Origin of the sequence: Halorussus rarus (assembly GCF_003369835.1) — an archaeon.
Classification (GTDB): Archaea; Halobacteriota; Halobacteria; order Halobacteriales; family Haladaptataceae; genus Halorussus; species Halorussus rarus.
This window is the reverse complement of sequence record NZ_QPMJ01000005.1, coordinates 36,242-60,283: the sequence shown is the minus strand read 5'-3', so window position 1 is coordinate 60,283 and position 24,042 is coordinate 36,242. Positions and strand designations below refer to the sequence as shown.

Below are 24,042 nucleotides of genomic sequence, written 5' to 3'. Positions count from 1 at the left end.
TCAGTCCGGTTGCTAGAACTGCTAGTTTCGGCCGTCCGAACGAACTCGTTGACGCAAACACTTGTTAGAATCTGTTGTTGCATGTGGGTGCCACAAACGTCTGCTTCAAGATGGCGTTACAAATGGTTGTTCCAAATACGAGTTACAATTGTTGATTACAAATGAAGCAAGCAAACGAGTGGTGCAAACGAAACGTCTGACGAAAACTTATAATCCAAGTCTCCGATGGCACCCGTACATGCTATCGTACGCGGTCTACAGCGAAGCGGGCGGCGTCGGCAAGACGACGCTCACCGCGAACTTGGCGGTCGCGCACGCCAGAGCCGGTCTCGACGTCCTCGCGGTCCCGCTCGACCCCCAGGACGGCGACCTGAGCTACCTCTTCGACGTCGACCACGACCGCGCGGACGGCGAGGTCGACACGCTCGTCCACCACCTCGTGGGTCGCGGGAAGGGGGAGTTCGTGGACCTGATCGAGTCCACTGCGGAGGGTGTCGACGTCGTCCCCGAGCACAACCGCCTCGAGGACCTGGGCGAGACGCTGCGCAAGGAACAGGAGGCCCGGAGCGACTTCGGCGAGTCGTTCCCGATGTGGACACAGCTCCAGCGGGTCCTCCGGGAAGCGGAGGTACACAAGCAGTACGACGTCCTCATCGTCGACCCGCCGGCGAGTTCGGGGCCCCACCTCTACAACGCGCTCGACGCGACCCGGAACCTCGTCATGCCAGTCGAGCCGTCGGGGAAGGGCCAGGCCTCGATGAGCGGGCTCAACGACCTCGTGACCAACCTCGAAGCGCAGCTGGAGATCAACATCGGCGTCCTCGCGGCGGTGCCGAACCGCGTCAAGGGGACGCGCGACCAGGGCGCCGTCATCGAGGAGGTCGAAGATCAGGGGTTCGACGTCCCGGTCGTCCTCCGGGACCGCACCTCGCTGCTCGAAGGGTGCTGGCGCGAGAACTGTAGCGCGTACGCGTACGTGCGCGAGCACCGCGACCGAGAGCGCGACTACGAACTGGAGACCCTCGCGAAGTTCGACGAGCTCGCCCGGCACCTCGAATCGGAGGGCGGCGTCGAGGCGCCGGACCCGCCGGAACCGGGCAGTCTCGACCGCGACCGCGCGGAGGTCCGGGCATGACCGGACTCAAGTCGGGGTCGGGCGACGACCTCTGGAGCGACGACGCCGACGAGACGGACGACGGTGACGAGGCAGACGACGCCGGCGACACCGCCGCGGAAGCCCAAGCGGGCGACGCCGGCGCGGACAGTGCCGCCGAGGAGGCGGACTCGACCGCTCGGACGGCGGAGGGCCGAGCGGCGACAGCCGAGGGCGAGTCGACGACGAGCACTGCGTCCGAGACCGACACCTCCTCCTCCCCCTCGACTGCCGGCTCTTCGGCGCCCGCGTCGTCGTCTTCTCGGCCGGATTCCTCGGCGTCGTCCTCGTCACGGTCCCCGTCGTCCGCGGGCGACTCGTCGGGCCACCAGCGGCCGTACATCGTCCGCCGGGCGGTGCAGGACAAGTCCGTCCAGTTCGAGCGCGACGAGCGCCTGACGTTCTTCGTCCACGACGACGTCGTCGAGGGCGAGCGCGACCTCGTTACGGAACTCGAATCGGACCTGGGCCGGTCGATCCCGAAGTTCGACGTCCGGGAAGCCGTGTACCGCGCCGCGCTCCGCAACCGCGCGGACGTCCTCGACGAACTGCTCGAGATGGGGTACTCGACCGACGACGGACAGTAAACCGTCGAGCGATATACCATCGTTCGGTCCTGGGGAAAGAGGCTCCGGGACTGCTCAGCGGCACTTCTCCAGTTGGACGGCCGCGTCGGACCAGAGCCACCGGTCCGCGTCGGTTCGGTCGTACACGACGACCGCGTGGTCGGTCAGTTCGATGCTGTCGTGGGTCTCGGGGATCGACGGCTCGCGGGCGGGGTACCGCGCGATCCGGTCGTCCGATTCGTGGCGCTCGTCTATCATCTGTCTCCCTCGATCGTCGTTTTGGCCCCGACTCCGGTAGAACGGGGCTCTAATTGCTTGCGACGTCGGCGCGGGAACCGCCTCTAGATAGTTCGTAACTCTGCCCGGTACGACGGTACCGATTGGTGGAAGCGTCGTCAGTCGGGGCCGTCCGTCCGCACCCCGGTGAACTCGAAGCGCGCTCCCCCGGACTCGGACTCGGTGAGCGAGACGCTCCACCCGTGGTCCTCGACGGTCTGCTGGACGATGACCAGTCCGAGCCCGGTGTTGCCGTCCGCGGTCGAGTAGCCCGGGTCGAACACGCGCTCGCGTTCCGCAGGCGGGACGCCGCGGCCGTCGTCGGCGACGTAGAAGCCGTCCGGCAGGTCGCCGACCCGCACGGTCACGTCGCCGTCGCCGTGTTCGACCGCGTCCTCGCGAGCCTGCGAGCGAGGGCTCGTGGAGCCGTGCTCCACTGCGTTCCGGAACAGGTTCTCGAAGAGGTGCTGGAGGAGGTCCGCATCCGCCACCGCGGTCGGAAGGTCGTCGTCGAGCACGAGCGTCGCCGCGTCGGTGTCGACGGTCGACCAGGCGGCCTCCGCGACCCCTTCCAGCGCCGTCTCCTCGTCGAGGTCCGGTTCCGCGCTTCCGACCGAAAGCACGTCCCGGACGATGCGTTGGATCCGATCGAGCGCGGCTTCGGCCCGCTCGAAGTGGACGTCCTCGGGCGAATCGCGGGCCGCCTCGACGCGTATCTTGGCGACGTCGAGCGGATTCCGGAGGTCGTGGGCCGCGACGTCGACGAACCGCTCGAGCCGCTCGACCCGGGCCTCGAGGTCGCGCGCCCGCCTTTCGGTGTCGGTGACGTCCGTGTAGACCACGACGGTCGCCGCCTCGTCGGAGTCGTCGACGGTCCGGAGTCGGAAGTGGCACCGCTCGTCCCCCTCTCCGCACCGGGTTTCGACCGTGACTGCGTCGCCGTCCTCGAGGCGGGACCGGACGTCCTCCGCGGTCGCCGCCTCGGCGTCGACCGGCAGGTGGTCGGCCAGCGGGTCGCCGGCGACCGCCGACCCGCCGACGGCGAACGTCCGCTCGAACGCGGGGTTGACCGCCCGGACGACCGCCGCCTCCCCCTCGCGCTCGTAGCGGAGCAGCGGGTCGGGGAACGCGCGAAAGAGTTCTGCGTCCGACGAGGCGTCGGCGACCGGCGCGGAGTCGGCAGATTCGGTGTCGCCGGTCTCCGTGCGCGACTCGTCGTTCCGAGGGGCGCCGTCGCCCGTCATTCGCCGGTCCTCGCGCGCCACTCGTCGACGTCCGAGAGTCGTTCGACCGTCGCCTCGTCGTCGAAGAAGGCATCGAGCAGCTTGCGCTGTCCCGCCCGGAGGTGGTAGTGGAGCGTGGGCGAGGTGACGTCGAGCGCCGCGGCGATCTCCTCGGCGGTGCTGTCTCGGGGCGACTCGAAGTACCCGCCGACGTACGCGGTCCGGAGCGCGACGCGCTGGCGGTCGGTGAGCCGTTCGCGGAGCGCGCTCCGGAACTCCTGGGCGGTCTCGACCGACCGCTCGCGCTCGCGCTTCGAGCGGAGCTCGGACGCCGGAAACGCCTCACCGAGGGCCTCGACGATCTCCCGGACGTCCTCTCCGATTCCGATCTCCGCGACGACGCGCCCGGCGCCCCGGTCGAACTCGGCGGTCCGGACGGTCGCGCCGCGCTCGACCAGCACGAGGACCGGCGACCCGCCCGACAGCGTGACCTCGACGAGCCCGCCGGCCTCCTCCGGGGCTTCGTGGACGACGCGACCGACGTCGACCTCGGCTCGGTCAGCGGCCAGGTCGTGTAGGTCCGTCGGGGCCGCCCCCTCGACCCGGACGTACCCGAGCAGCGAGCGCTCGTCCAGCGGGACGATGCCCTCGAGGGCGATCTCGCAGTCGAGCCGGGCCGAGGCCGACGCGAAGAACGCCGTCGAGTCGGTCACGTCGAACGCGAGTTCGACCACCGCGTCCGACAGCAGGAGGGTGCGCTGGCGCGCCGCGTTAATGGCGAATCCGACGGCCACGCCGAGCGTCTCCAGGCTCCCGCGTTCGCGGTCGGTGAACGCGTCCGGGCGGGTCGCGTAGACGCCGAGGACGCCGAACGTGGTGCCGCCGTACCGGAGCGGCACGGCGATGCTGGACTGCACCCCGCGCGCGAACGCCTCGCGCCGGACCGGCTCGGGCACCGACTCGTCGTCGACCAGCTGTCCGACGACCTGCGTCTCGCCCGTCTCGACGGCCGCGCGCTCGGGCCCGACCGGCGCGGCGTCGCCGCGCTCCTCGGCGACGAGGTCGAGGATGCCCTCGTACTCGCCGGCCGCGACCCGCCGCGCGATCGCGTCGTCGCCCGTCCCGAGTTCGCCGATCCAGGCGAACTCGTACCGGTCGCTCGACGACAGCCGCTCGCAGACCGTCCGTTCGATCTCCTCGCGGGTCGTCGCTCCGACGAGGTCCCGGACGATGCGCTGGACGATGGCGTTGTTCCGACCGAGTCGGACCAGCTCCCGCTCGCGGTCGTCGAGCTCCCGTTCGAGGCGCCTCCGGTCGGTGACGTCCCGGAGGTACACCGCGAGCTCCTCCTCGGCCGCGACCGTCCTGACGGCCAGCCACGCCTCGAGGTCCGGAAAGTACTCCTCGAAGGCGACCTCCGCGTGCTTCGGGTCCTCTCCGCCGAAGTGCTCGCGGAACGTCGCCGCCGCCGACCGCGGGAACGCCTCCCTGAGGTCGGCTCCGACGAGCGCCGCCGCGTCGGTCCCGAGGAGGTCGGCCGCCACGGCGTTCGCCGACGTGACCCGGAGGTCGGCGTCGACGACCACTACCCCGTCGGTCACGTTGTCGATGACGACTTCCATGCCATACGATACCACACACCTCCACGTGAATCTTCGCCACCCCATGTCCGTCCGGACCGTCGGTACGGAGGCGACCTCCTGCTACCGGAAATCCGAGACATCCGTATCTACAAGACGGGGGTTGTCGTAGCCCGAAATGAGTGGTATGATACCGATTACCACAATAGGGGCGAGGAGCGCGATGGCGGTGCTGCTGTGTCTCGCGGTCGTCTCGACGGTAGTCGTCCCTGCCGCCGCGCTCCGACCGCCCGAGAGCCGCGCCGACGCGGCCCGTCCGGCCCAGGCGTCCGACCTCGAACTGACTCCGGAGGCCGTCGAGTTCGGGCGCGTCCGGGTCGGCGGGCCGTCGACCGACCGGATTCCCCGACTCCTCACGGTCACCAACGCGGGGGACGCTCCGGTCGCCATCGAGGAGACGACCGTCGCGGGACCGGACGCCGCGGCGTTCGAGACGCTGCGGGGCGGCGGACCGGGGACGCTCGAACCCGGCGAGAGCCGGGTGATCGCGGTCGCGTTCGCGCCGGCGTCGGCGGGGACGGCGACGGCGACGCTCCGGGTCGAGACCGACGACGGCGACGCGGTCGCGGCCGACCTCCGCGGGACGGGGCTCGCGCCGGACGTGGAAGTCCGACCGGAGACGCTCCGGTTCGAGAACGCGACGGACGGGCCGGTCACCGAGACGCTCACCCTGACCAACGAGGGGAACGCGCCGCTGACGGTCCGGGCAGTCAGCGTCGTCGGTCCGGACCGGACCGCCTTCGAGGTGGCCGACGCGGGGCCGTTCACGATTGGACCCGACCGGAGCCGGACCGTCGCGGTGACGTTCGACCCGCCGGAATCGGGGTCGCGGTTCGCGACGCTCCACGTCATGAGCGACGACCCCGACGAGCCCCAGCGCAACGTCTGGCTGACGAACACGCCGATGGTGGCCGACGTCTCGCCCTCGACCGTGCTGGCCGACCGGACCATCGTGAACGTGTCGGTCACGGACGTCCAGGCGAACGTCTCCCAGTCGGTGAACGTCTCGTGGCCGCTCACTCGCGACGACGCGGTGGCGATCGACTCCATCGCGTTCACCCCCGAGCGCACCGAGAACTTCACGCTGAACGTGACGAAAAGCACCCAGCGGCTCGAGGGGACGCCGCCGTTCGACCCGGACGACGGGACCGAGGACGCGGCGTTCGTCTCGATGAACAGCACCATCCCCGACGAGGACCTCCGGAACGTCAGCGTCGTCTTCCGCGTCCGCAAGGACCAGCTGGCCGGGAACGAGACGGGACCGGAGGACGTCACCCTCTACACCCGGCAGAACGGCACGTGGACCGAACTCCCGACCCAGCTCGTCGACGAGGGCCCCACACACTACTTCTACGAGGCGCGGGCGACGGGGCTGGCGGACTTCGCGACCGGCATCAAGCAGGCCAAGTTCCAGATCGACGACGCGGTCGTGCGCGTCACCGAGATCCGCACCGGCGACGACACGGAGGTCCTGGTCCGGGTGACAAACGTCGGCGGCGCCGACGGCACCTACGTCGTGAAGCTCCTCAGCGGAGACGCCGTGGTCGACCGCCGGGAGCTCTCCATCGCGCCCAACGGCACCCGCCAGACGGTGTTCGTCGAGTCGTTCGACGACCCGGGCACCTACGCGCTGTACGTCAACGACCGGTTCGCCGGGAACGTCACGGTCAGCCCGGGAACCACGACGAACGAGTCGGCTTCGCGCGGAGGAGCGACAGTCGGTGAACCGCCGGACCGGACGCTATCGTCGGCCCGGACGCTACCCGCGGGCTCGGACCCGGCCGGCCGTCCCGTCGTCCGCCCCGCCGTCGGGTGACGCGCGCGGTAGCTCCAGGGTCACCACGGCGCCCCGCGGGTCGTTCTCGGCGAACCGGAGCCGCCCGCCGGAGTTGTCGACCACCCAGTAGGTCAGCCAGAGGCCGAGCCCGCTCGCGTGTTCGAGGTCGGTCTCCCGGCCCTCGCCGATGGCGGTCCGGTCCTGCTCGGGGATGCCGGGGCCGTTGTCCGCCACCGCGATGCTGACCCAGCCGGCTCTGTCGTGCGGGTCGGCCCGGGCGCGTTCCAGTCCCCCCTGCTCGCCCGCGTCACTCGTCTTCCCTGGTCCTTCCAGGCCCTCGCCGTCGCGCTCGACGGTGGCGACCGAGACCTCGACCCGCGGGTCGGCGCTGTCGTTGTGCTCGCACGCGTTCTCGCAGACGTTCTCGACCGCCAGCCGCAGCGACGGGAGCGCCAGCACCCGAACCGAATCGGGCAACGACGCGGTCACCTCGACGTCGGGGTACTCCTCGCCGACGTCGGCGACCACCTCGGCGACGAGGTCGGTCACCTCGATGGGCCGGCGCTCGTGGTCGGCCTCGATGGCGTTCCGGATCTGTCTGGCCTTCCGGCTCAGGCTCGTGACCTCCCAGCCGACGTCGCGGATGGTCCGGGCGGCGCTCGCCATCGCCTCGTCGGCGGCCGTCTCCTCCACGACGTCCGCGTAGTTCAGGATGACGCTCATCCGGTTGCGCAGGTTGTGCTGGAGCACGCGGTAGAGGACCTCGAGGCGCTGCTGGCGCTCGCGCAGCGCCGCCTCGCGGGCCCGCAGCGTCCCCGCCAGTTCGTCGAAGCCGGCGCTCATCTGCTCCCACTCGGAACCGCCCCGCAGCGATACCGTGTGGTCGTAGTCGCCCTCGCCGAGCCTGTCGAACCCGGCGAGGAGCCGCTCGGTCTGTCGGAGGCTCACGGCGTACTGCCAGTAGCCGAAGCCCACCATGGCCAGCAACAGCACGCCCAGCACCGCGGCCTGGGACGCCGCGAGCCGTCGGAGCCGCGCGTCGAGCGCGGTCCGGTCCCTGGTGACGGTCACCTCCCAGCCGGTCGACTCGACGACCGCCGAACTCCGGACCGACGCGCCGAACGTCCGGCGACTCTCGCTGAGCACCGCCCCGCTGCCGGTGATCTCGACCGTCTGAGAGCTGGTCTCCAGCGGCGGGAGCAGGTCGAACGCCGTCTGGTTGTCGAGGTACATCGCGGCCACGAGCCCGCCCTCGACCTCGGCGCCCCGCATGATGGGCGCGCTGAAGACGATGGCGTGCTTGCCGGTCTCGGCCACGTACCGGACGTCACCGAGGTAGGTCCGTCCCCGGAGCGCTTGCGCGACGTAGGGGACGTCGCCGCGGTCCGAGCCCACGACCGACCGGCGCTGTTCGGCCGAGACGTCGCCGCGGAACGCGACCACCGTCCCGTTGGCGGCGACGACCTGCGCCGCGTAGAACGGCGAGTTCGCCAGGAACGCGTCCAGGAACCGGCCGCTCTCGTCGAACTCTCTCGCGCGCGGTCGCGAGGCGACCTTCCCCACGTCGTCGCGGGTGTCGCGGACCGACGCGTCGATCTGGTCGGCGACGAGTCGGGCGGTCTCGTCGACGCTCGCGCGCGTCTCGGCCACCGCGTCGCGCTGGTACGACTCCAGCGTCACGTAGACCGACGCGCCCAGCACGAGCGTGATCGCCACGAGGATGACGACGAACTTGGTCCGCAGCCTCAGCCCCATTCTTGGTACCTGCTACCAATGCACACTAATAGCTCCGGGTGTCTCCGCCCCCGGTCGTCCCTCCTGTGGCGTCCCACTATCGTCGAGTTCACCGTCGTCGAGGGCGCCCGAACCGGCGGGGCGCGAAAGGTATAACTCGGGCAGCGACCTACCCTCATTGTCCTTTGATACCATGGACCAACCCCGGGACGCCACGGTGCTCGTGGTAGACGACGAGCCCGAGGTCACCGACGCGTACGCGCTCCGACTCCGCCGGCGGTACGCCGACGTGCGGACCGCGTACGGCGGCGAGGAGGCGCTCGCGGAGATGGACGACGACGTCGACGTGGTCCTGCTCGACCGGCGCATGCCGTTCTCCGGCGACGAGGTGCTGCGGGAGCTCCGCGAGCGGGGGTACGAGTGCCGGGTCATCATGGTCACGGCGGTCAACCCCGGCTTCGAGATCGTCGACATGCCGTTCGACGACTACCTCTGCAAGCCCACCGACAGGGAGGACCTGTTCGCCGCGATCGACCAGCAGTTGGCGGCGGCGTCGTACGACGACCCCGTCTCGGAGCTGTTCGCCCTCACCGCCAAGCTGGCCGTCCTCGAGTCCGAGCAGACGCCCGAGCAGCTCGAGGACTCCAGCGAGTACGTCCGGATGCGCCGACGGGCGACGGAGCTCCGCGAGGGGCTCGACGTGCCGCCGGAGAGCTTCGAGGAGATGCTCGAGGAGTTCACCGCGATCGACCGCGGCAGGAAGTGAGGACGGTCGCATCGCGAACTGTCACGCGGCATCGCGCTTCGGAACGAGGACGCTCAGCACCGGGTCGCAGTACGCGACCACGGCTCCGTCGGCGTCCGCGGCCCCCGAGAGCGCGATCGTCCGGTCGATACCGTCCGACCGGTCCGACGATGCCGGGGACGCGGCGCGAATCCGTATCGCGGTCCCGGCGGCGGTGATCCGGACGTCGTCGAGCGAGCGGTCGGGGAGTTCGGCGGTGATCCGGGTCCAGTTCGGGCCGTCGGAGAGTTCCACCGGCGCGTCGTCCGTCTCCGCGCGCGTCACCAGCGCCGGCGGCGTGTCACTACCGGTCGCCGCGTCACTGGCGGGCCTCTCGGCGCGAGCGCGCCCGGACTGCCACCGGGACGGCGGGTCGGTGGACCGGGTCTCGGTCGTCCGCGCGTCCCATCTGGGGTGGTTCGGCGTGTCGTATCGTTTGCTGGCCATCGTCGTTCCCTCACGTTCGACTCGTGGCGACCCGCAACGGTAGAGTGAGACGCTAGGTATCCGAGACGGACGGCATCTAGATACCTAGAACCGGCGGAGCCGCGAGACGCTTGCAATACTGAGAACCTCGTTCTTCGGTTCGGGCGGGTTTCTGTCCAGATGGAGTTGCGGGGGAACCGCCCCGCGAGTCCAGCGGCGAAACCGAACCAAGGAGACAACCCATGAAACGCGCACTACGAACCCTGCTCGCGCTGCTGGTCGCCACGGCGCTCGTCGGCGCCGCGATGAGCGGCGGCGCGCTGGCCCACGCGACGGACGAGGACTGCGACGGCGAGTCGTCGGTCGACATCAGCCAGAGCAACGAAGCGAGTATAGACCAGAGCGGCGGAGATAACGACGCCGACATCGACCAGGACAACGAGGCCGACGTCGACCAGAACGGCGACTGTAACGACGCCGACGTCAGCCAGAGTAACGAGGCCGACGTCGACCAGGACGGCAGCGACAACGACGCCGACATCGACCAGGACAACGACGCTGACGTCGACCAGGACGGCGACGACAATGATGCAGATGTCGATCAGGACAACGATGCCGATGTCGACCAGGACGGCGACGACAACGACGCCGACATCGACCAGGACAACGACGCCGACGTCGATCAAGATGGCGACGACAACGACGCCGATGTCGACCAGGACAACGACGCCGATGTGGACCAGGACGGCGACGACAACGACGCCGACATCGACCAGGACAACGATGCTGACGTCGATCAAGACGGCGACGACAACGATGCCGACGTCGACCAGGACAACGACGCAGATGTTGACCAAGATGGTCGCGATAACGACGCTGACGTCGATCAGGAGAACGAGGCCGACGTCGACCAGGACGGCGATGACAACGACGCCGACATCGACCAGGAGAACGAGGCCGATGTCGACCAGGACGGCAGCGATAACGACGCCGACGTCGACCAGGAGAACGAGGCCGACGTCGACCAGGACAGCCACGACCGGAAGTACAAGAAACTGAAGTACGAGAAGAAGAAGCTGAAGAAGCTGCTCTACAAGCTCGAGGAGAAGCAGTCCGCCATCGAGGACCGGATCGAGTACGCCGAGCGGAAGTACGAGGGCGAGCGACGCGAGGAGCGGACGGAGTACTGGGAGCAGCAGTACGACAGAATCGAGGAGTACATCGACCGGATAGAGGACCGACTGGACGACGTCGAGGACGAACTCGAAGACCTCGAAGACGAGTAAGTCGACCGACGCGGCGCGACGGCAGTTCGACCCGCCGCCCGCCGCTCCAAGCGAGGAGCGAGGAGCGACATCCGGCGCGGCCGAACTTTCGCTCCCGATACTCCTTTTTCCCCGGACGCGGCTCTCGGGATGGATGAAAACCTTTGACGTTTGTCCCGTCAATTACAGGGGTATTCAAGTATGAACGGATTAGCCGGGAAGACAGCCCTCGTTACGGGTGCTGGCTCGGGGATCGGCCGGGCGTCGGCGTTTCGGTTCGCCGAGGAGGGCGCGAACGTCGTCGTCGCGGACATCGTCGAAGCCACCGGACGCGAGACGGCCGAGCGCATCGAGGACGCCGGCGGGAACGCGACCTTCGTCGAGGTGGACGTCTCCGACCCCGCGTCGGTAACACACGCGGTCGAGGTCGCCGTCGAGACCTACGGGAGCCTGGATTTCGCGCACAACAACGCCGGTATCCTGACCGACTTCGTGGAGGTGACCGGCATCGAAGAAGCCAGCTGGGACAGGATCATCGACGTGAACCTCAAGGGCATCTGGGCCTGTCTGAAAGCCGAGCTCCCCGTGATGAACCAACAGGGACACGGGGCGATCGTCAACACCGCTTCCGAGGCCGGACTGGTCGGGATGGGCGGACTCTCGAGTTACTCGGCGAGCAAGCACGGGGTGGTCGGCCTGACCAAGTCGGTCGCGCTCGAATACGCCAGCCGGGGGATCCGCGTCAACGCGATCGCACCGGGCCCGACGAAGACGAACATCCAGTCGGGCTTGCTCGGCGAGCCCAGCGGGTCGTCGCGGTCATTGCTGAACCGGGTCAAGACAGCCATCGAACTCGTTCGGACTGCCGTTCGAACGCTGCGCGCCGACTACGATACCTCGGCCATGCGGGACGTTCCGATGGACCGCATCGCCGAGCCCGAGGAGATGGCCGGCGTGGTGGCGTTCCTCTGCTCGAGTGACGCCTCCTACATCACCGGACACACGATTCCCGTCGACGGCGGACAAGCCGCCGACTGAGCGGCACAACCTAACGCGGGCTCCGTCCGGGAACGAACTACTTCGCGTCCCGATTCTCATTGCTCCGTCGAGTAGTTGCGGCAGCACCTACAGATGAACGTCGGATTCGCGCCCGACGCGGCGAGTGCGGACTGTGCGTTTTTTGTATCGATGACTCGGCCGCGGAGTCACCGAGCATCGAAGCAGTCCGACCCGACGCTGGAGGAACAGACGACACACCCCTGCGCGAGAAGAGCCTCGCGGACGTGTCGGTCCACGACGATACACTCTTCGCAGACGGGACAGGTGAACCGGTACCGCTGGGCCATTTCGAAACCGACGACGACGTCCAGTAGTAAGTTCACTACCCTCGGTATGTAGGGTGCTTAAGATTACTGCGTTCGATTCCCGTACCCGACCGGACCGCTATTCCCCTAAGCGCTTTACTCGCCGAGCAGGTGCTCGAGGAGCTTCGACTGGGCGTTCGAGAGGTGTTCCGTGAACGTTGTCGAGGCGATTCCCAGCGCGTCTGCGACCTCGCCCGCGTTGGCCTCCTTGGGATACGAGAAGTAGCCCATCTCGTGCGCAGTTCGGAGGGCCTCGAGCTGCCGGTCGGTGAACCGGTCGCGGTCGACGTAGACGAGGTCCCGAGACGCCCCTTCGTCCGCCTCGTAGAGCCGCTGAAGGTGGACCCCCTCGCAGCACTCCTTCAGGTCGGCGACCGCTCGGCGCACCAGTCCGATCTCCTCGGCGTAGAACGTCAGGAAGAGCTCCCCGTCGTCGGCGTGGATGGTCCGGACCGGACACTCCTGGCGCTCGACGAGCTCGCAGGGACAGCCCTGTCCGACCGGCCGGCGGAGGCGGAACACGCCGTTCTCCCGGTCGACCGGCGCGGCGGACACCTCGTCGTCGGGCGACCGCTCGACCTCGAGTTCCTCGGTGATGCGGCCGTTTTCGTTCGGGATGACGGTCCGGGACACCCGGCTCACTCTGGCGTCGGACTCGGACGTGGCCGCGACCTGGCACCGGTTCGGCTCCCTGATTTTCAACTCAGCGTAGACGGTCTCCCCCGGCATGTTTTCATTGACCCCGTCGACTTCCTTAAGCAGTTCTTCCGCTCATTGGCAGGTCAGCTCCACTTAAAGGGCCTCTATATCGAGGAACAGGGTCTAATCGCGTTTGCGATGTCACTCCGTCAGGTCACTCGCCGTCTCGGAGGGGACGGAGAGCGAGAACGGAGGGTACGAATTGACGGACACAAGACCCCGGGAGGCCGGACAGTGAGAACAGAGACCCTCGTCATCGGCATCCTCGTCGCGCTGGTCCTGCTGCCGATGTGGTACGTCGCGCTCCAGGGGGAGGCGACGAGCGAGGAGATAGCGATCGACCCGAGCGTCAGCGAGATACGACCCCTCGACGGCCCGGTAGACACGCCGAACAAGCTCTCGCCCAGCCAGGTCGGCGTCATCGTCTGGGTCGCGCTGTTCGCGCTCTACGGCGCTCTCGCGGGCGCTCACCGCTTCATGAACAGCGCGGTCAGACCCGAGGACGCCGACGCCGAAGTCGTGGTCTCCGACGGCGGTCACGCCGACCGGTCCGACGCCGAGGGCAGCGCGGACACCGCCGACCGCCAGTCCGACGGCGGCGTCGGCCTGCCGTGGCTCAGCACCGACGAGCGGTGGCTCGTCGAGTACCACGACGCGACCGGGTCGAACGAGGGCATCGTCGTGATGGGCGCGCTGACCGTGCTCGCCATCGTGTTCTCGGCGCTGTTCACCGGCGAGTACCTGACGCTGGCCCGAACCCAGTACTTCGGTCTGTACGCGGCCGGCCTGTTCCTCTCGCTGGCTGCGCTGACCGTCGCGTACTACGCGTGGTTCATGCCGCACGTCGAGGTGGCGGAGAAACGGGGGCACTGACCGATGGACGAGAGCAACGATTCGACGCGATCCGGAGGCGACGACCGAACGCGACCGAGAAGCGACGACCCGTGCGAGAGCTGCCCGTGCGCCGACTCGGCCGCGGCCCTCCGGTCGGACGGTGGGGCCGAATCGCCGGCCGCAGAGGACGACGGACTCGACCGTCGGGACGTGGCGAAGATCCTGGCCACTATCGGCGGCCTGTCGGCGGTCGGGAGCCTGGCCGCCCCGCTCGCGGGGCTGACACGGGTGTTCGAGCGCGAGTACACCGGTCCCATCTACTCCGACGGGGTACCGCTGGTGGACGCGGACGGCGACCGGATCGACGAGAACGCGCTGGGGATGGGCGACTTCATAACCGTCTTTCCCGAGCCCCGGCCGGGCCTCGAGGACGCGCCGACGCTGCTGGTCCGGTACCCCGAGGAGGAGTACGCCGAGCCGACGCAGCTCGCGTTCACCGTCTCGGGGTACGCGGCCTACTCGAAGGTCTGCACCCACGCCGGCTGCATGGTGTCGGACCGCGACGGCCAGACGATGGTGTGTCCCTGCCACTTCGGGAAGTTCAATCCGGTAGAGGGCGCGTCGGTCGTCGGCGGCCCGCCGCCCCGTCCGCTGCCACAACTGCCGATCACGCTGTCGAGCGACGGTTATCTCATCGCCACCGGCGACTTTGAGGGGCCCGTCGGGGTAACGGAGTGAGCACGATGTTCGATCGCATCTACGACTGGTTCGACGGCCGGTTCGACCTCGACAGCGGTAGCGAGTTCCTCGGCAAGGCGTTCCCGGCAGAGGACTCGTTTCTGCTCGGCGAGGTGGCGCTGTTCTCGTTCTTCGTGCTGGTCATTACGGGCGTGTTCCTCGGGTTCTTCTTCGAGCCGAGTACCACCGAGGTCACCTACGAGGGCAGCGTGGCCCAGTATCAGGGCCAGGACCTGCCCGCCGCGTTCGTGAGCGTGCTCCACATCACCTACGACATCCCGTACGGGATGTTCCTCCGGCGGATGCACCACTGGGCCGCCCACTTCTTCGTGGCCTCCATCGGGCTCCACATGCTCCGGGTGTTCTTCACCGGTGCGTACCGCAACCCCCGCGAGCCCAACTGGGTGGTCGGCGGGGGCCTCGCGGTGCTGGCGATCTTCGCCGCATACACGGGCTACTCGCTGCCGTTCGACGAGTTCGCCAGCACCGCGACCGGAATCGGCTACAGCATCGCCACGTCGGTGCCATTGCTCGGCGATATCCTGGCGGAGATAGTGTTCGGCGGTCAGTATCCGACGAGCGCGACGGTGCCGCGGTTCTACTTCCTCCACGTGTTCTTCATCCCGGTCGCCATCATGGCGCTCATCGGGGTCCACATGGCCATCCTGATCCGTCAGAAGCACACCGAAGGCCCCCGCAGCGGCGACGTTGCGGGCGAACTCACCATCGACCGGGGCGACGACACCTACGTCGTCGGGCTGCCCGCGTTCCCGAACCAGGCCGCGGTCAGCGTCGTGGTGTTCTTCCTGACGCTGGCGACCGTCTCGCTGCTGGCGGGGTTCCTGCCGGTCCACAACGTCGCGCAGTACGGCCCGAACGACCCCGCCGGCACGCCGGCGCTCATCATGCCCGACTGGTTCCTGATGTGGGTGTTCGGCTTCCTGAAGCTGATGCCGTCGTGGACGAGCTTCACCGTCCCGTTCACCGACGTCCACGTCTCGACCGAGTTCCTCAGCGGGATAGTGCTCCCCGGTATCGTGTTCGGCCTCGTGTTCCTGTGGCCGTTCGTCGACTACCGGGAAGAGCCGACCCACTTCACGGTCGACCCGCTCCGCCGACCGTGGCAGACCGCGGTCGGGGTCGCGGCGGTGACGTTCATCATGGTCGCTTCCATCGCGGGGATGAACAACATCCTCGCGGACGTCATCCACGTCTCGACCGACACCATCAACACCCTGCTCCTGGTCGGCGTGCTGCTCTACCCGGTCGTGGCCGGCGGTATCACCTACCTCGTTCTCCGGGGGAACGGTCCGACCGAGGCGCCCGGCCGGGGCGAGACAGCCGCCGACGGCGGGTCGGCGTCGGGAGACCAGGTCGACGACCCCGCGACGGACCCGGCCGGCGAGAGCGAGGCGGAGATGTCCGGCGGAACGGAGTCGGAACCGACGGGCGGGACCGAGGGGGAGTCGGGAGGAGAGTCGAGCGACTTCCCCGGTGGCGGGGGTGGTCCGGATGAGTGACCACCGCGTGACCGTGACCGGCCGAACGTACCGGCTCCTCGACTACGCGACGAAGCTCGCGGGCCTCGCGCTGGTCGCGACCGGCCTGGAGGTCGGCGGCGCGACGCCGGCGGGGCTGCTGCTGGGCGTCTGTGGAACAGTGCTCGGACTAACGACAGTGTTCATCGGCAAACGACAATGAGCGACAACCAATCGAACGCGGACGCTGAGAGCGCAGGCGAATCGAGCGGCGACGTCGGTCGCCGCGGCTTCCTCAAGGGGCTGGGGCTGTCGACCGCGCTCGGCCTGTCGGGGACGTCCATCGCGGACAGCCTGACCCAGATGACCGGCATCGAACAGGTCGACGGTAGCGACTACATCGGCGACTACCCCTACCGGGACTGGGAGGACTTCTACCGGGAGAAGTGGGACTGGGACTCGGTCGCGCGGTCGACCCACGGCGTCAACTGCACGGGTAGCTGCTCGTGGAACGTCTACGTCAAGAACGGCCAGGTCTGGCGCGAGGAGCAAGCCGCCGACTACCCGGCTATCAACGACGAGCTCCCGTCGTCGAACCCCCGGGGCTGCCAGAAGGGAGCGTGTTACACCGACTACGTCAACGCCGAGCAGCGCATCAAGTACCCGCTCAGGCGCGTCGGCCAGCGCGGCGAGGGCAAGTGGAAGCGCATCTCGTGGGACGAGGCGCTGACGGAGATCGCCGAGAAGGTCGTCAAGGAGGTCCAGCAGGGCAATTACGACGCCATCTCGGGGTTCACGCCCATCCCGGCGATGAGCCCGGTGTCGTTCGCCTCCGGGTCGCGGTTCGTCAACCTCATCGGCGGGGTCAGCCACAGCTTCTACGACTGGTACTCGGACCTCCCGCCGGGCGAGCCGATCACGTGGGGCACCCAGACCGACAACGCCGAGAGCGCCGACTGGTACAACTCCGACTACATCATCGCGTGGGGGTCGAACGTCAACGTCACCCGGATTCCGGACGCGAAGTTCTTCCTGGAGGCCGCGTACAACGGGACCAAGCGGGTCGGTATCTTCACCGACTACTCCCAGACCGCCATCCACTGCGACGAGTGGCTCTCGCCGCAGGCCGGCACCGACGCGGCGCTGGCGCTCGGGATGGCCCGGACCATCGTCGACGAGAACCTCTACGACGAGGCCCACGTCAAGGAGCAGTCGGACATGCCGCTGCTCGTCCGCGAGGACGACGGGAAGTTCCTGCGCGTGGCCGACGTCCGGGGGCTCTCGACGAACGGCGAGGCCGGCAAGGTGTTCGTGATGGTCGACCAGCAGGGCAACCTCCGGGCGGCGCCGGGGTCGCTGGGCAACCGTGAGGGCAAGCACGACCCGGATTCGAGCATCGCGCTGAACTTCGATCCGCAACTGAACGTCGATCGGTCGATCCCGCTGCAGGGCGGCGGCAGCGTGCAGGTCCGGACGGTCTGGTCGCACGTCACCGACGAGCTCTCGAACTACGGCCCCCAGCGGGTCAACGAGCTCACCGGCGTCGGCCGCGACACCCACCGCCAGATCGCCCGGGAGTTCGCCAACGCCGAGCGGGGCAAGATAATCCACGGGAAGGGCGTCAACGACTGGTACCACAACGACCTGGGCAACCGGGCCATCCAGCTCCTCGTGACCCTCACCGGCCACATCGGTCGACAGGGGACCGGCTTCGACCACTACGTCGGCCAGGAGAAGATCTGGACCTACAAGGGCTGGCAGCAGCTCTCGTTCCCGACCGGCAACGTCCGGGCCGTGCCGACGACGCTGTGGACCTACTACCACGGCGACCTCCTCGGCAACATCGAACCCGAGACCCGCCGGCGCATCCAGGAGTCCATCGACCGCGGGTGGATGCCGGTCTACCCGAAGGAGCGCGAGGACGGCTCTCGCCCGGACCCGAGCGTCTTCTTCTGCTGGCGGGGCAACTACTTCAACCAGTCGAAGGGCGGCATCGCCATCGAGAACGTCCTCTGGCCCAAGCTCGACCTCATCGTCGACATCAACTTCCGGATGGACTCGACCGCGCTGTACAGCGATATCGTGCTCCCCGCAGCCAGCCACTACGAGAAGCACGACCTGAACATGACCGACATGCACAGCTACGTCCACCCGTTCACGCCGGCCATCGAGCCGCTGGGCCAGTCGAAGACCGACTGGGAGATATTCCGGCTGCTGGCGGAGAAGGTCCAGGAGATCGCGAGACGGCGGAACCTGGACCCGGTCCAGGACCGCCAGTTCGACCGCCAGATCGACCTCACGACGGTCCACGACGATTACGTCCGGAACTGGCTGGACGACGAACCGAACGCGCTAGCGGAAGACAAGGCCGCCGCCGAGTTCATTCTCGAGCACTCAGAGGAGAGCAACCCGGAGGGAGGCGATAACCGCATCACGTTCGACGACACGGTCGAACAGCCCCGGCGGTTCGAGGCGTCGGGCGACCACTGGACCTCGCCGCTGGAGGAGGGCGAGCCGTACACCCCGTGGAAGCGCTACGTCCAGCAGAAGAACCCGTGGCCGACGTTCACCGGCCGCCAGCAGTACTACATCGACCACGACTGGTTCCTCGACCTCGGCGAGCAGGTGCCGACGTACAAGGACCCGGAGGTGCTCCAGGCCGAGCAGGAGTACCCGCTGCGGTACAACACGCCCCACGGCCGGTGGTCCATCCACTCGACGTGGCGGGACAACAAGCACATGCTCCGGCTCCAGCGGGGCGAGCCCATCGTCTACATGCACCCCGACGACGCCGAGGAACGCGGCATCGAGGACGGCGACACGGTCCGGGTGTACAACGATCTCGACGAGATCGAGGTCGGCGTCAAGATCTATCCGAGCGCCCAGCCCGGCGTGGCGAAGCTCTACTTCGCGTGGGAGCGCTTCCAGTTCCCGAGCCGGAGCAACTTCAACACGCTCGTCGGGATGTACATGAAGCCGACCCAGCTGGTGCAGTACCCCGAGGACACCGGCGAGCACCTGGAGTTCATTCCCAACTACTGGGGGCCGACCGGGGTGAACAGCGACGTCCGCGTCGACGTCGAACTGGTGGAGGACGAGTCGGCCGACCAGGAGACCGGGACCGTCACACCGGCCGACGAGGCGCAGAATGTCGTCCCGGAGACGCCCGCCCAGGACCAGACCGGACCGGCCGCGGACCAGACGACGACCGCCGATGCGGACCAAGCAACGACGGAGAACACCGAGACGACGACGCGGAGGACCGGGACGACGGACGACACGCCGAGCGGAAACGCGACCGACCTCGACGCAGCCGACGACGCTTCCCGAGGTGACACCGAATGAGCTCCCAGAACCAGCGAGACCGGCAAGAGCAGACCACGACACGGCAGGGGCAGGGCCAGCAGATCGACGTCGCGGAGGGCATCGACCACCAGGTCGCGATGGTGATGGACCTCAACAAGTGCGTGGGCTGCCAGACCTGCACCATCGCCTGCAAGAAGCTCTGGACCGACTCGGGCGGCCGCGAGTACATGTACTGGAACAACGTCGAGACCCAGCCCGGCCAGGGCTACCCGCGGGGCTGGGAGGACGACGGCGGGGGCTACGCGTCGGCCGAGCAGGCGAACGAAGACGCCCACGGCGAGTACCAGGAGGGCGACGGCACAATACCCTCGCAGGAGGACTACGGCCGGGCCTGGAATTTCAACCACACCGAGGTCATGTACGACGGCAGCGACGCGCCCCTCCAGCCGGAGGGCGAGGAGCCCGAGTGGGGGCCCAACTGGGACGAGGACCAGGGGGCGGGCGAGTACCCCAACTCCTACTACTTCTATCTCCCGCGCATCTGCAACCACTGCACCCATCCCTCGTGCGCCGAGGCGTGTCCGCGAAAGGCCATCTACAAGCGCGAAGAGGACGGCATCGTGCTGGTCGACCAGGAGCGGTGCCGTGGCTACCGCTACTGCGTCGAGGGGTGTCCGTACAACAAGGTCTACTACAACGTGATGCGCAAGCGGTCGGAGAAGTGCATCTTCTGCTACCCCCGCATCGAGGGCGAGGGCGCCGAGACCGAGGGCAACTTCAACCTCAACGACGGCGACGCGGTGCCGCCGGCCTGCGCGACCGAGTGTCCGCCCCAGCTCCGGCTGGTCGGCTACCTCGACGACGAGCAGGGGCCCATCCACAAGCTCGTCAACGAGTACGAGGTCGCGCTCCGGCTCCACCCCGACTACCACACCCAGCCCAACGTCTACTACATCCCGCCGTTCGCCCCGCCCCAGCACGACGCCGAGACCGGCGAGAGCATCGACGCCGAGCGCATCCCGCGGCCGCTGCTCGAGGAGCTGTTCGGCGAGCAGGTCCACGAGGCGCTCGACACCATCGAGCGCCACCGCGACCGGGTGAGCCGGGGCGGCGACAGCGAGCTGATGGACCTGCTCACGACCAACAACCCGGCTCAGCAGTACCGGCTGGAGGTGTTCGAATGAGCGACCTCGGGAGCGAATTCGAGCTCGCTGGACCTGCGGTCCAGCGGTGTTCGACGGTGAGTAAGCGAAGCGTCGAACCGTCGAGCTCGTCGGACCCGCGGTCCGACGGCGTTCGACGAGTGAGCGAACGACGTCGAGTTCGCCGGACCTTCGGTCCGGAGGTGTTCGAGGATGGAGGATGAGCTCGCGGCGACGGCACGGCGGCTCTTGCTCGCCGGCGCGCTGGTGCTCGCGGCGACGTTCGTCCCGATGTACGCCTCGGGCGCTCCGGCCGGCCAGATCCCGGTGATGGCCGCGTCCCAGGATCAGGTGCGCTCGCTGATGACGCCGACCGCACCGGCGTGGAACGACGCCTCGACCGCCACCGTCACGCTGTCGAGCGCCCCGAGCCAGGTGCCGAACGCCAACCAGACCTCCGTCGAGCGGGCGAACGTCGAGGCCGCCCACACTCGGGAGCGGCTGTTCGTCCGGGTGTCGTGGGCCGACGCGACCAAGGACGGCAACGTGACGCCGTCCCAGTACGATGCGCCGCGAATCGGCTCGTACGGCGACGCCGTCGCGGTCCAGTTCCCGGCCAACGTCAGCCAGCAGCCCGGCATCGCGATGGGCAGCCCCCAGTCGATGGTGAACGTCTGGTGGTGGAACGGCGCGATGGGTCGCCAGGAGCTGCTGGCCGCCGGCCCGGGGACGACCACGCCGTTCAACCGGACGGCCATCGCGACCAACGCGTCGTACCGCGACGGCCGGTGGTACGTGGTGTTCTCGCGCAACCTCACCGCCGAGCAGCAGAACCGGGCGTCCATCGGGCTGGAGCAGGACGTCCCCGTGTCGTTCGCGGTCTGGAACGGATCGAACACCGAGCGCGCCGGTCGGAAGGCGGTCAGCGAGTGGCAGACACTTCCGTTCGGTCCGGGGCCGCAAGGGCCGCCGTACCAGACCGTGCTGTGGGCGATCGCGGGGCTGGCCATCGCGGTCGTGGTCGGCGTCACCGCGGTCGCGGTCACGAGGGGTGGTTCCTGATGGGGACCGACGCCCCGACCTCTGATCGGCCGGACCCGGCGGTCGACCGCGAGGCGCTCGACCCGGACGCCGCGGCCCGCGGGACGGCGTACGCCCTGCTCGCCAGCGCCTTCGAGCACCCGAACGAGGAACTGTACGGCGCGCTCGCCGGTGGCGACCTCCGCGAGCAGTTCGGGGAGTTGCTCGCCCGGACGCCCCTCGACGTATCGGTCGACGATATCGCCACCGACGACGACTACGACACCCTCTGTGCCCGCTACAACGACCTGTTCGTCATCGGCTACTCCGAGTACGAGGACCGGACCGACGGCACGCTCTCGACCGACGAGCCGCCGGTCCCGCTCTACGAGTCGGCCTACCGACCCGAGGCGTCGTGGACCGACGTGAACCTCGACCTCGCGCGGGCCTTCGACTACTACGGGCTCCGACCGTCGTCGTCGGACCGCGAGCACCACGACCACCTCCGAATCGAACTGGAGTTCGCGGGCTACCTCGCCCGGCGCGAGGCCGCCGCCGACGGCGAGGACGCCGCCCGGGCGCGGCTCGACTTCCTCGACCGCCACCTCCGGTACCTCTCGGTGGGGGTCGTCGAGCGCATCGAGAGCGAGGCGAACACCGGCGCGTACGGCCGGTTCGCCCGACTGCTCGAGGAGTTCACCGCCGCCGACCGGGCGGGACTCGTTGACCGGCTGGAGGGCGACTGAGATGAGTCAGTCGACCGGCGGCGTCCGCGAGCGCGCGGCGGCCGTCGGCGAGCGCGGCCGGTCGCTGGCAGTCGCAGCCGTAGCAGCGGCGCCCGAGCCCCGGACGCGGACCGTCAGGCTCGCAGCGGCGAGCGCGGCGGTGGCCGGGCTCGGCCCGCTGACCGCCACGCGGGTCGCGCTGAACGCCCCGGTCGTCCTGCCGAGCGCCGCGTCCGCCGCCTGGCTCGACGCGGCCGCGACCGCCGCGGTTCTGGGGCCGGCCGCCGGGGCGACGCTCCTCGGCGCGACCGCCGACGAGGCGTGGGCGCGGACCGGCCTGATTCTGGTCGGGACCTTCGGCTTCCTGTCGGCGGTGTCGACCGCGTTCGCGCTCCCGACAGTCGGCGCCGTCGTCGTCGGCAGCTGGCTGACCCTGGTCGGCCGGGCCGGGGCGGTCGACCGTCCTGCGACGCACTGGGATGTGGCGGGCGGTCTCGTCGCGGCCGCACTGCTCGGCGGGCTGACGCTCTCGCTGTTCGGCGCGGTCGGCGTCCGGCCGGCCGCGCTCCGGCCCGCCGGGTCGACGCTCGCGCTCGTCGGGATGGCGGCGACCCCGCTGGCGTTCCGGCCCCGGCCGAGCGCGTTCGCGGTCGGCGGCCTCGCCGCGGCGGCGGCGTTCCACCTGACCGGGGCCGCCCCGTTCGTCTCCGGGGCGGTCGTCCTGGTCGCGGGCGGGGTCGTGGGCGCGTCGGCCCCCCTGCTCGCGGCGGCAATCGGCGGACTCGCGGCGACGGTGGCCGAGGGCGCGGCGGGCCGACGGGTCGCGCCCGCGGCGGCCGGGCTACTGCTCCTGGCGGCGGGCGTCCCGTCGTCGATTCCGCGGGCGCTGGGAGCGGCCCTCGCGGCGGCGTTCGTCGCGGCGACCATCGCAGGCGGAGGGACTTCGGCATGAGTCACGAACACGACCACCACCACGACGGAGACGAACAGCACGGACAGGACCACCAGTGCGGCTGCGGGGGCGACTGCGGCTGCGCGACCGACCCCTACGCCGACGACCCCGAGTACGACGAGGTCGAGGAGGAGCCCGACCCGCAGCTCGACCCCACGAAGAGCCCGGGGTTCGGCCACAGTCTCGACAGCCTCGCCGACATCGAGGTGAGCCGAGACGTGACCATCGGCGAGATGGACCCCGACGACCTGACCGCCAGCGACACCGACCCTGTGGCCGACGCCTCGGCCCGCGACCTGCTCGACGACCTGGAGAACGGGTCGACGAAGGAACGGCGACGCGCCGCGCTGGCGCTGGCCGACACCGACGGCGGGGCTGCGGTCGTGAAGGCCCTCTCGACGGTCGCGCTGAGCGACGACGACGCCGACGTCCGGCAGTTCGCGGTCGAGTCGCTGGCGAAGCTCCGGGCCGACGACGCCGGGGAGGTTGCGCTGGCGGTCTCCCGCGAGGACGACGACCCCTGGGTCCGGGCCGAGGCGGTGGTGGCGCTCGACCGCATCGACCGCGAGGCGTACGCCGACCGGATGGACGAGGCGCTCGCCGACGACCACCACGCAAGCCGCCGGAACGCGCTCATCTCGCTGTTCAAGCTCCGGGGCGAGGCGGTGTTAGACGACGCCATCGAGGCCGCGACCGACCCGAGCGAGCGCGTTCGGGAGTGGGCGGCCCACGTACTGGCGGGCATCGACGACGACCGCGCCCGCCGGACCCTGGAGGGGATGGCGACCAGCGACGACAGCGACATCGTGGCACTCACCGCCCGCCACGCCCGGTCGGTCGACCCCGACCGGTTCCGGCGGCGGTTCACTGGCGCGATGGCCGAGGGCGACACGCTGCTGCCCGGCGAGGACCTGCTCAACCGACAGCCGAATCTCTGACC

Annotated in this window: 23 protein-coding genes; 16 read left to right on the top strand and 7 right to left on the bottom strand. The window is 69.1% G+C overall.

Going from position 1 to position 24,042, the window contains the following annotated elements; genetic code table 11:
• Positions 1 to 238: 238 nt before the first annotated feature.
• Both DVR07_RS20795 and DVR07_RS20790 read left to right on the top strand, forming a co-directional pair.
• The gene (locus tag DVR07_RS20795; RefSeq protein WP_115799247.1) at positions 239 to 1,135 is read left to right on the top strand and encodes a ParA family protein; all 897 of its coding nucleotides are present in this window, start codon (positions 239 to 241) and stop codon (positions 1,133 to 1,135) included.
• Positions 1,132 to 1,740, top strand: coding sequence for a hypothetical protein (locus DVR07_RS20790; protein WP_115799246.1), 609 nt, complete (start codon positions 1,132 to 1,134; stop codon positions 1,738 to 1,740). Before DVR07_RS20795 ends, DVR07_RS20790 begins: the two co-directional genes overlap by 4 nt.
• A gap of 54 nt (positions 1,741 to 1,794) precedes the next feature.
• Here the strand turns inward: DVR07_RS20790 and DVR07_RS20785 are convergent, their stop codons facing one another.
• From DVR07_RS20785 to DVR07_RS20775, 3 genes are all read right to left on the bottom strand, one after another.
• A complete protein-coding gene (locus DVR07_RS20785; RefSeq protein WP_115799245.1) occupies positions 1,795 to 1,977 on the bottom strand; it encodes a DUF7331 family protein in 183 nt (60 codons plus the stop codon).
• 137 nt (positions 1,978 to 2,114) lie between these two features.
• On the bottom strand, positions 2,115 to 3,239 hold the full coding sequence (locus DVR07_RS20780; protein WP_115799316.1) for a sensor histidine kinase: 1,125 nt from the start codon (positions 3,237 to 3,239) through the stop codon (positions 2,115 to 2,117).
• Positions 3,236 to 4,840, bottom strand: a complete 1,605-nt coding sequence (locus DVR07_RS20775; protein ID WP_115799244.1) for a bacterio-opsin activator domain-containing protein — start codon at positions 4,838 to 4,840, stop codon at positions 3,236 to 3,238. The genes DVR07_RS20780 and DVR07_RS20775 overlap by 4 nt, the downstream gene beginning before the upstream one ends.
• 181 nt (positions 4,841 to 5,021) lie before the next feature.
• On the opposite strand from DVR07_RS20775, the gene DVR07_RS20770 reads away from it, so the two are divergent.
• Positions 5,022 to 6,674 (top strand): choice-of-anchor D domain-containing protein, encoded by a 1,653-nt coding sequence (locus tag DVR07_RS20770; RefSeq protein WP_162829662.1) that lies wholly within the window; start codon positions 5,022 to 5,024, stop codon positions 6,672 to 6,674.
• Here the strand turns inward: DVR07_RS20770 and DVR07_RS20765 are convergent.
• Positions 6,618 to 8,390, bottom strand: a complete 1,773-nt coding sequence (locus tag DVR07_RS20765) for a sensor histidine kinase (RefSeq protein ID WP_115799242.1) — start codon at positions 8,388 to 8,390, stop codon at positions 6,618 to 6,620. The two genes, DVR07_RS20770 and DVR07_RS20765, sit on opposite strands and share 57 nt — an antisense overlap.
• Positions 8,391 to 8,562: 172 nt before the next feature.
• Here DVR07_RS20765 and DVR07_RS20760 point away from each other — a divergent pair, with 172 nt between their 5' ends.
• Positions 8,563 to 9,135: a response regulator gene (locus DVR07_RS20760; protein ID WP_115799241.1), complete on the top strand. Its 573-nt coding sequence runs from the start codon at positions 8,563 to 8,565 to the stop codon at positions 9,133 to 9,135.
• 21 nt (positions 9,136 to 9,156) lie between these two features.
• On the opposite strand, the gene DVR07_RS20755 is transcribed toward DVR07_RS20760, so the two are convergent.
• Positions 9,157 to 9,600, bottom strand: coding sequence for a hypothetical protein (locus DVR07_RS20755; protein WP_115799240.1), 444 nt, complete (start codon positions 9,598 to 9,600; stop codon positions 9,157 to 9,159).
• Between the two features lie 221 nt (positions 9,601 to 9,821).
• Between DVR07_RS20755 and DVR07_RS20750 the strand changes: the two genes are divergently transcribed.
• Both DVR07_RS20750 and DVR07_RS20745 read left to right on the top strand, forming a co-directional pair.
• A complete protein-coding gene (locus DVR07_RS20750) occupies positions 9,822 to 10,865 on the top strand; it encodes a curlin (RefSeq protein WP_115799239.1) in 1,044 nt (347 codons plus the stop codon).
• Between the two features lie 180 nt (positions 10,866 to 11,045).
• Positions 11,046 to 11,882, top strand: a complete 837-nt coding sequence (locus DVR07_RS20745) for an SDR family NAD(P)-dependent oxidoreductase (RefSeq protein ID WP_115799238.1) — start codon at positions 11,046 to 11,048, stop codon at positions 11,880 to 11,882.
• 167 nt (positions 11,883 to 12,049) lie between these two features.
• Here DVR07_RS20745 and DVR07_RS22770 read toward each other — a convergent pair whose 3' ends face one another.
• Both DVR07_RS22770 and DVR07_RS20740 read right to left on the bottom strand, forming a co-directional pair.
• A complete protein-coding gene (locus DVR07_RS22770) occupies positions 12,050 to 12,190 on the bottom strand; it encodes a DUF7560 family zinc ribbon protein (RefSeq protein ID WP_449272235.1) in 141 nt (46 codons plus the stop codon).
• A 114-nt stretch (positions 12,191 to 12,304) separates the two neighbouring features.
• Positions 12,305 to 12,937: a helix-turn-helix domain-containing protein gene (locus tag DVR07_RS20740; protein ID WP_115799237.1), complete on the bottom strand. Its 633-nt coding sequence runs from the start codon at positions 12,935 to 12,937 to the stop codon at positions 12,305 to 12,307.
• A 204-nt stretch (positions 12,938 to 13,141) separates the two neighbouring features.
• Here DVR07_RS20740 and DVR07_RS20735 point away from each other — a divergent pair, with 204 nt between their 5' ends.
• From DVR07_RS20735 to DVR07_RS20690, 10 genes are all read left to right on the top strand, one after another.
• Positions 13,142 to 13,780: a hypothetical protein gene (locus DVR07_RS20735; RefSeq protein WP_115799236.1), complete on the top strand. Its 639-nt coding sequence runs from the start codon at positions 13,142 to 13,144 to the stop codon at positions 13,778 to 13,780.
• A gap of 3 nt (positions 13,781 to 13,783) precedes the next feature.
• Positions 13,784 to 14,479: a QcrA and Rieske domain-containing protein gene (locus tag DVR07_RS20730; protein ID WP_115799235.1), complete on the top strand. Its 696-nt coding sequence runs from the start codon at positions 13,784 to 13,786 to the stop codon at positions 14,477 to 14,479.
• 5 nt (positions 14,480 to 14,484) lie between these two features.
• The gene (locus tag DVR07_RS20725; RefSeq protein WP_115799315.1) at positions 14,485 to 15,999 is read left to right on the top strand and encodes a cytochrome b; all 1,515 of its coding nucleotides are present in this window, start codon (positions 14,485 to 14,487) and stop codon (positions 15,997 to 15,999) included.
• Positions 15,992 to 16,180 carry a hypothetical protein gene (locus DVR07_RS20720; protein WP_115799234.1) on the top strand — a complete coding sequence of 63 codons (189 nt, stop codon included), beginning with the start codon at positions 15,992 to 15,994 and terminating at the stop codon, positions 16,178 to 16,180. The genes DVR07_RS20725 and DVR07_RS20720 overlap by 8 nt, the downstream gene beginning before the upstream one ends.
• Positions 16,177 to 19,302, top strand: a complete 3,126-nt coding sequence (locus DVR07_RS20715) for a nitrate reductase subunit alpha (RefSeq protein WP_115799233.1) — start codon at positions 16,177 to 16,179, stop codon at positions 19,300 to 19,302. Before DVR07_RS20720 ends, DVR07_RS20715 begins: the two co-directional genes overlap by 4 nt.
• Complete coding sequence (locus DVR07_RS20710) at positions 19,299 to 20,447, top strand: 4Fe-4S dicluster domain-containing protein (RefSeq protein WP_115799232.1); 1,149 nt, start codon at positions 19,299 to 19,301, stop codon at positions 20,445 to 20,447. The genes DVR07_RS20715 and DVR07_RS20710 overlap by 4 nt, the downstream gene beginning before the upstream one ends.
• Before the next feature lie 171 nt (positions 20,448 to 20,618).
• A complete protein-coding gene (locus DVR07_RS20705; RefSeq protein WP_115799231.1) occupies positions 20,619 to 21,467 on the top strand; it encodes an ethylbenzene dehydrogenase-related protein in 849 nt (282 codons plus the stop codon).
• Complete coding sequence (locus tag DVR07_RS20700; RefSeq protein WP_115799230.1) at positions 21,467 to 22,171, top strand: molecular chaperone TorD family protein; 705 nt, start codon at positions 21,467 to 21,469, stop codon at positions 22,169 to 22,171. The genes DVR07_RS20705 and DVR07_RS20700 overlap by 1 nt, the downstream gene beginning before the upstream one ends.
• Position 22,172: 1 nt before the next feature.
• Positions 22,173 to 23,102 (top strand): phosphate ABC transporter permease, encoded by a 930-nt coding sequence (locus DVR07_RS20695; RefSeq protein WP_115799229.1) that lies wholly within the window; start codon positions 22,173 to 22,175, stop codon positions 23,100 to 23,102.
• Entirely contained in the window at positions 23,099 to 24,040 is a 942-nt protein-coding gene (locus tag DVR07_RS20690; protein ID WP_115799228.1) for a HEAT repeat domain-containing protein, read from the top strand. The genes DVR07_RS20695 and DVR07_RS20690 overlap by 4 nt, the downstream gene beginning before the upstream one ends.
• The last annotated feature ends 2 nt before the right edge of the window (positions 24,041 to 24,042 follow it).

Bases quoted from the DNA above. Each gene is read 5' to 3' on its own strand.
- DVR07_RS20795 (WP_115799247.1), top strand. From the start codon at position 239: ATGCTATCGTACGCGGTCTACAGCGAAGCGGGCGGCGTCGGCAAGACG.
- DVR07_RS20790 (WP_115799246.1), top strand. From the start codon at position 1,132: ATGACCGGACTCAAGTCGGGGTCGGGCGACGACCTCTGGAGCGACGAC.
- DVR07_RS20785 (WP_115799245.1), bottom strand. From the start codon at position 1,977: ATGATAGACGAGCGCCACGAATCGGACGACCGGATCGCGCGGTACCCC.
- DVR07_RS20780 (WP_115799316.1), bottom strand. From the start codon at position 3,239: ATGACGGGCGACGGCGCCCCTCGGAACGACGAGTCGCGCACGGAGACC.
- DVR07_RS20775 (WP_115799244.1), bottom strand. From the start codon at position 4,840: ATGGAAGTCGTCATCGACAACGTGACCGACGGGGTAGTGGTCGTCGAC.
- DVR07_RS20770 (WP_162829662.1), top strand. From the start codon at position 5,022: ATGGCGGTGCTGCTGTGTCTCGCGGTCGTCTCGACGGTAGTCGTCCCT.
- DVR07_RS20765 (WP_115799242.1), bottom strand. From the start codon at position 8,390: ATGGGGCTGAGGCTGCGGACCAAGTTCGTCGTCATCCTCGTGGCGATC.
- DVR07_RS20760 (WP_115799241.1), top strand. From the start codon at position 8,563: ATGGACCAACCCCGGGACGCCACGGTGCTCGTGGTAGACGACGAGCCC.
- DVR07_RS20755 (WP_115799240.1), bottom strand. From the start codon at position 9,600: ATGGCCAGCAAACGATACGACACGCCGAACCACCCCAGATGGGACGCG.
- DVR07_RS20750 (WP_115799239.1), top strand. From the start codon at position 9,822: ATGAAACGCGCACTACGAACCCTGCTCGCGCTGCTGGTCGCCACGGCG.
- DVR07_RS20745 (WP_115799238.1), top strand. From the start codon at position 11,046: ATGAACGGATTAGCCGGGAAGACAGCCCTCGTTACGGGTGCTGGCTCG.
- DVR07_RS22770 (WP_449272235.1), bottom strand. From the start codon at position 12,190: ATGGCCCAGCGGTACCGGTTCACCTGTCCCGTCTGCGAAGAGTGTATC.
- DVR07_RS20740 (WP_115799237.1), bottom strand. From the start codon at position 12,937: ATGCCGGGGGAGACCGTCTACGCTGAGTTGAAAATCAGGGAGCCGAAC.
- DVR07_RS20730 (WP_115799235.1), top strand. From the start codon at position 13,784: ATGGACGAGAGCAACGATTCGACGCGATCCGGAGGCGACGACCGAACG.
- DVR07_RS20725 (WP_115799315.1), top strand. From the start codon at position 14,485: ATGTTCGATCGCATCTACGACTGGTTCGACGGCCGGTTCGACCTCGAC.
- DVR07_RS20720 (WP_115799234.1), top strand. From the start codon at position 15,992: ATGAGTGACCACCGCGTGACCGTGACCGGCCGAACGTACCGGCTCCTC.
- DVR07_RS20715 (WP_115799233.1), top strand. From the start codon at position 16,177: ATGAGCGACAACCAATCGAACGCGGACGCTGAGAGCGCAGGCGAATCG.
- DVR07_RS20710 (WP_115799232.1), top strand. From the start codon at position 19,299: ATGAGCTCCCAGAACCAGCGAGACCGGCAAGAGCAGACCACGACACGG.
- DVR07_RS20705 (WP_115799231.1), top strand. From the start codon at position 20,619: ATGGAGGATGAGCTCGCGGCGACGGCACGGCGGCTCTTGCTCGCCGGC.
- DVR07_RS20700 (WP_115799230.1), top strand. From the start codon at position 21,467: ATGGGGACCGACGCCCCGACCTCTGATCGGCCGGACCCGGCGGTCGAC.
- DVR07_RS20695 (WP_115799229.1), top strand. From the start codon at position 22,173: ATGAGTCAGTCGACCGGCGGCGTCCGCGAGCGCGCGGCGGCCGTCGGC.
- DVR07_RS20690 (WP_115799228.1), top strand. From the start codon at position 23,099: ATGAGTCACGAACACGACCACCACCACGACGGAGACGAACAGCACGGA.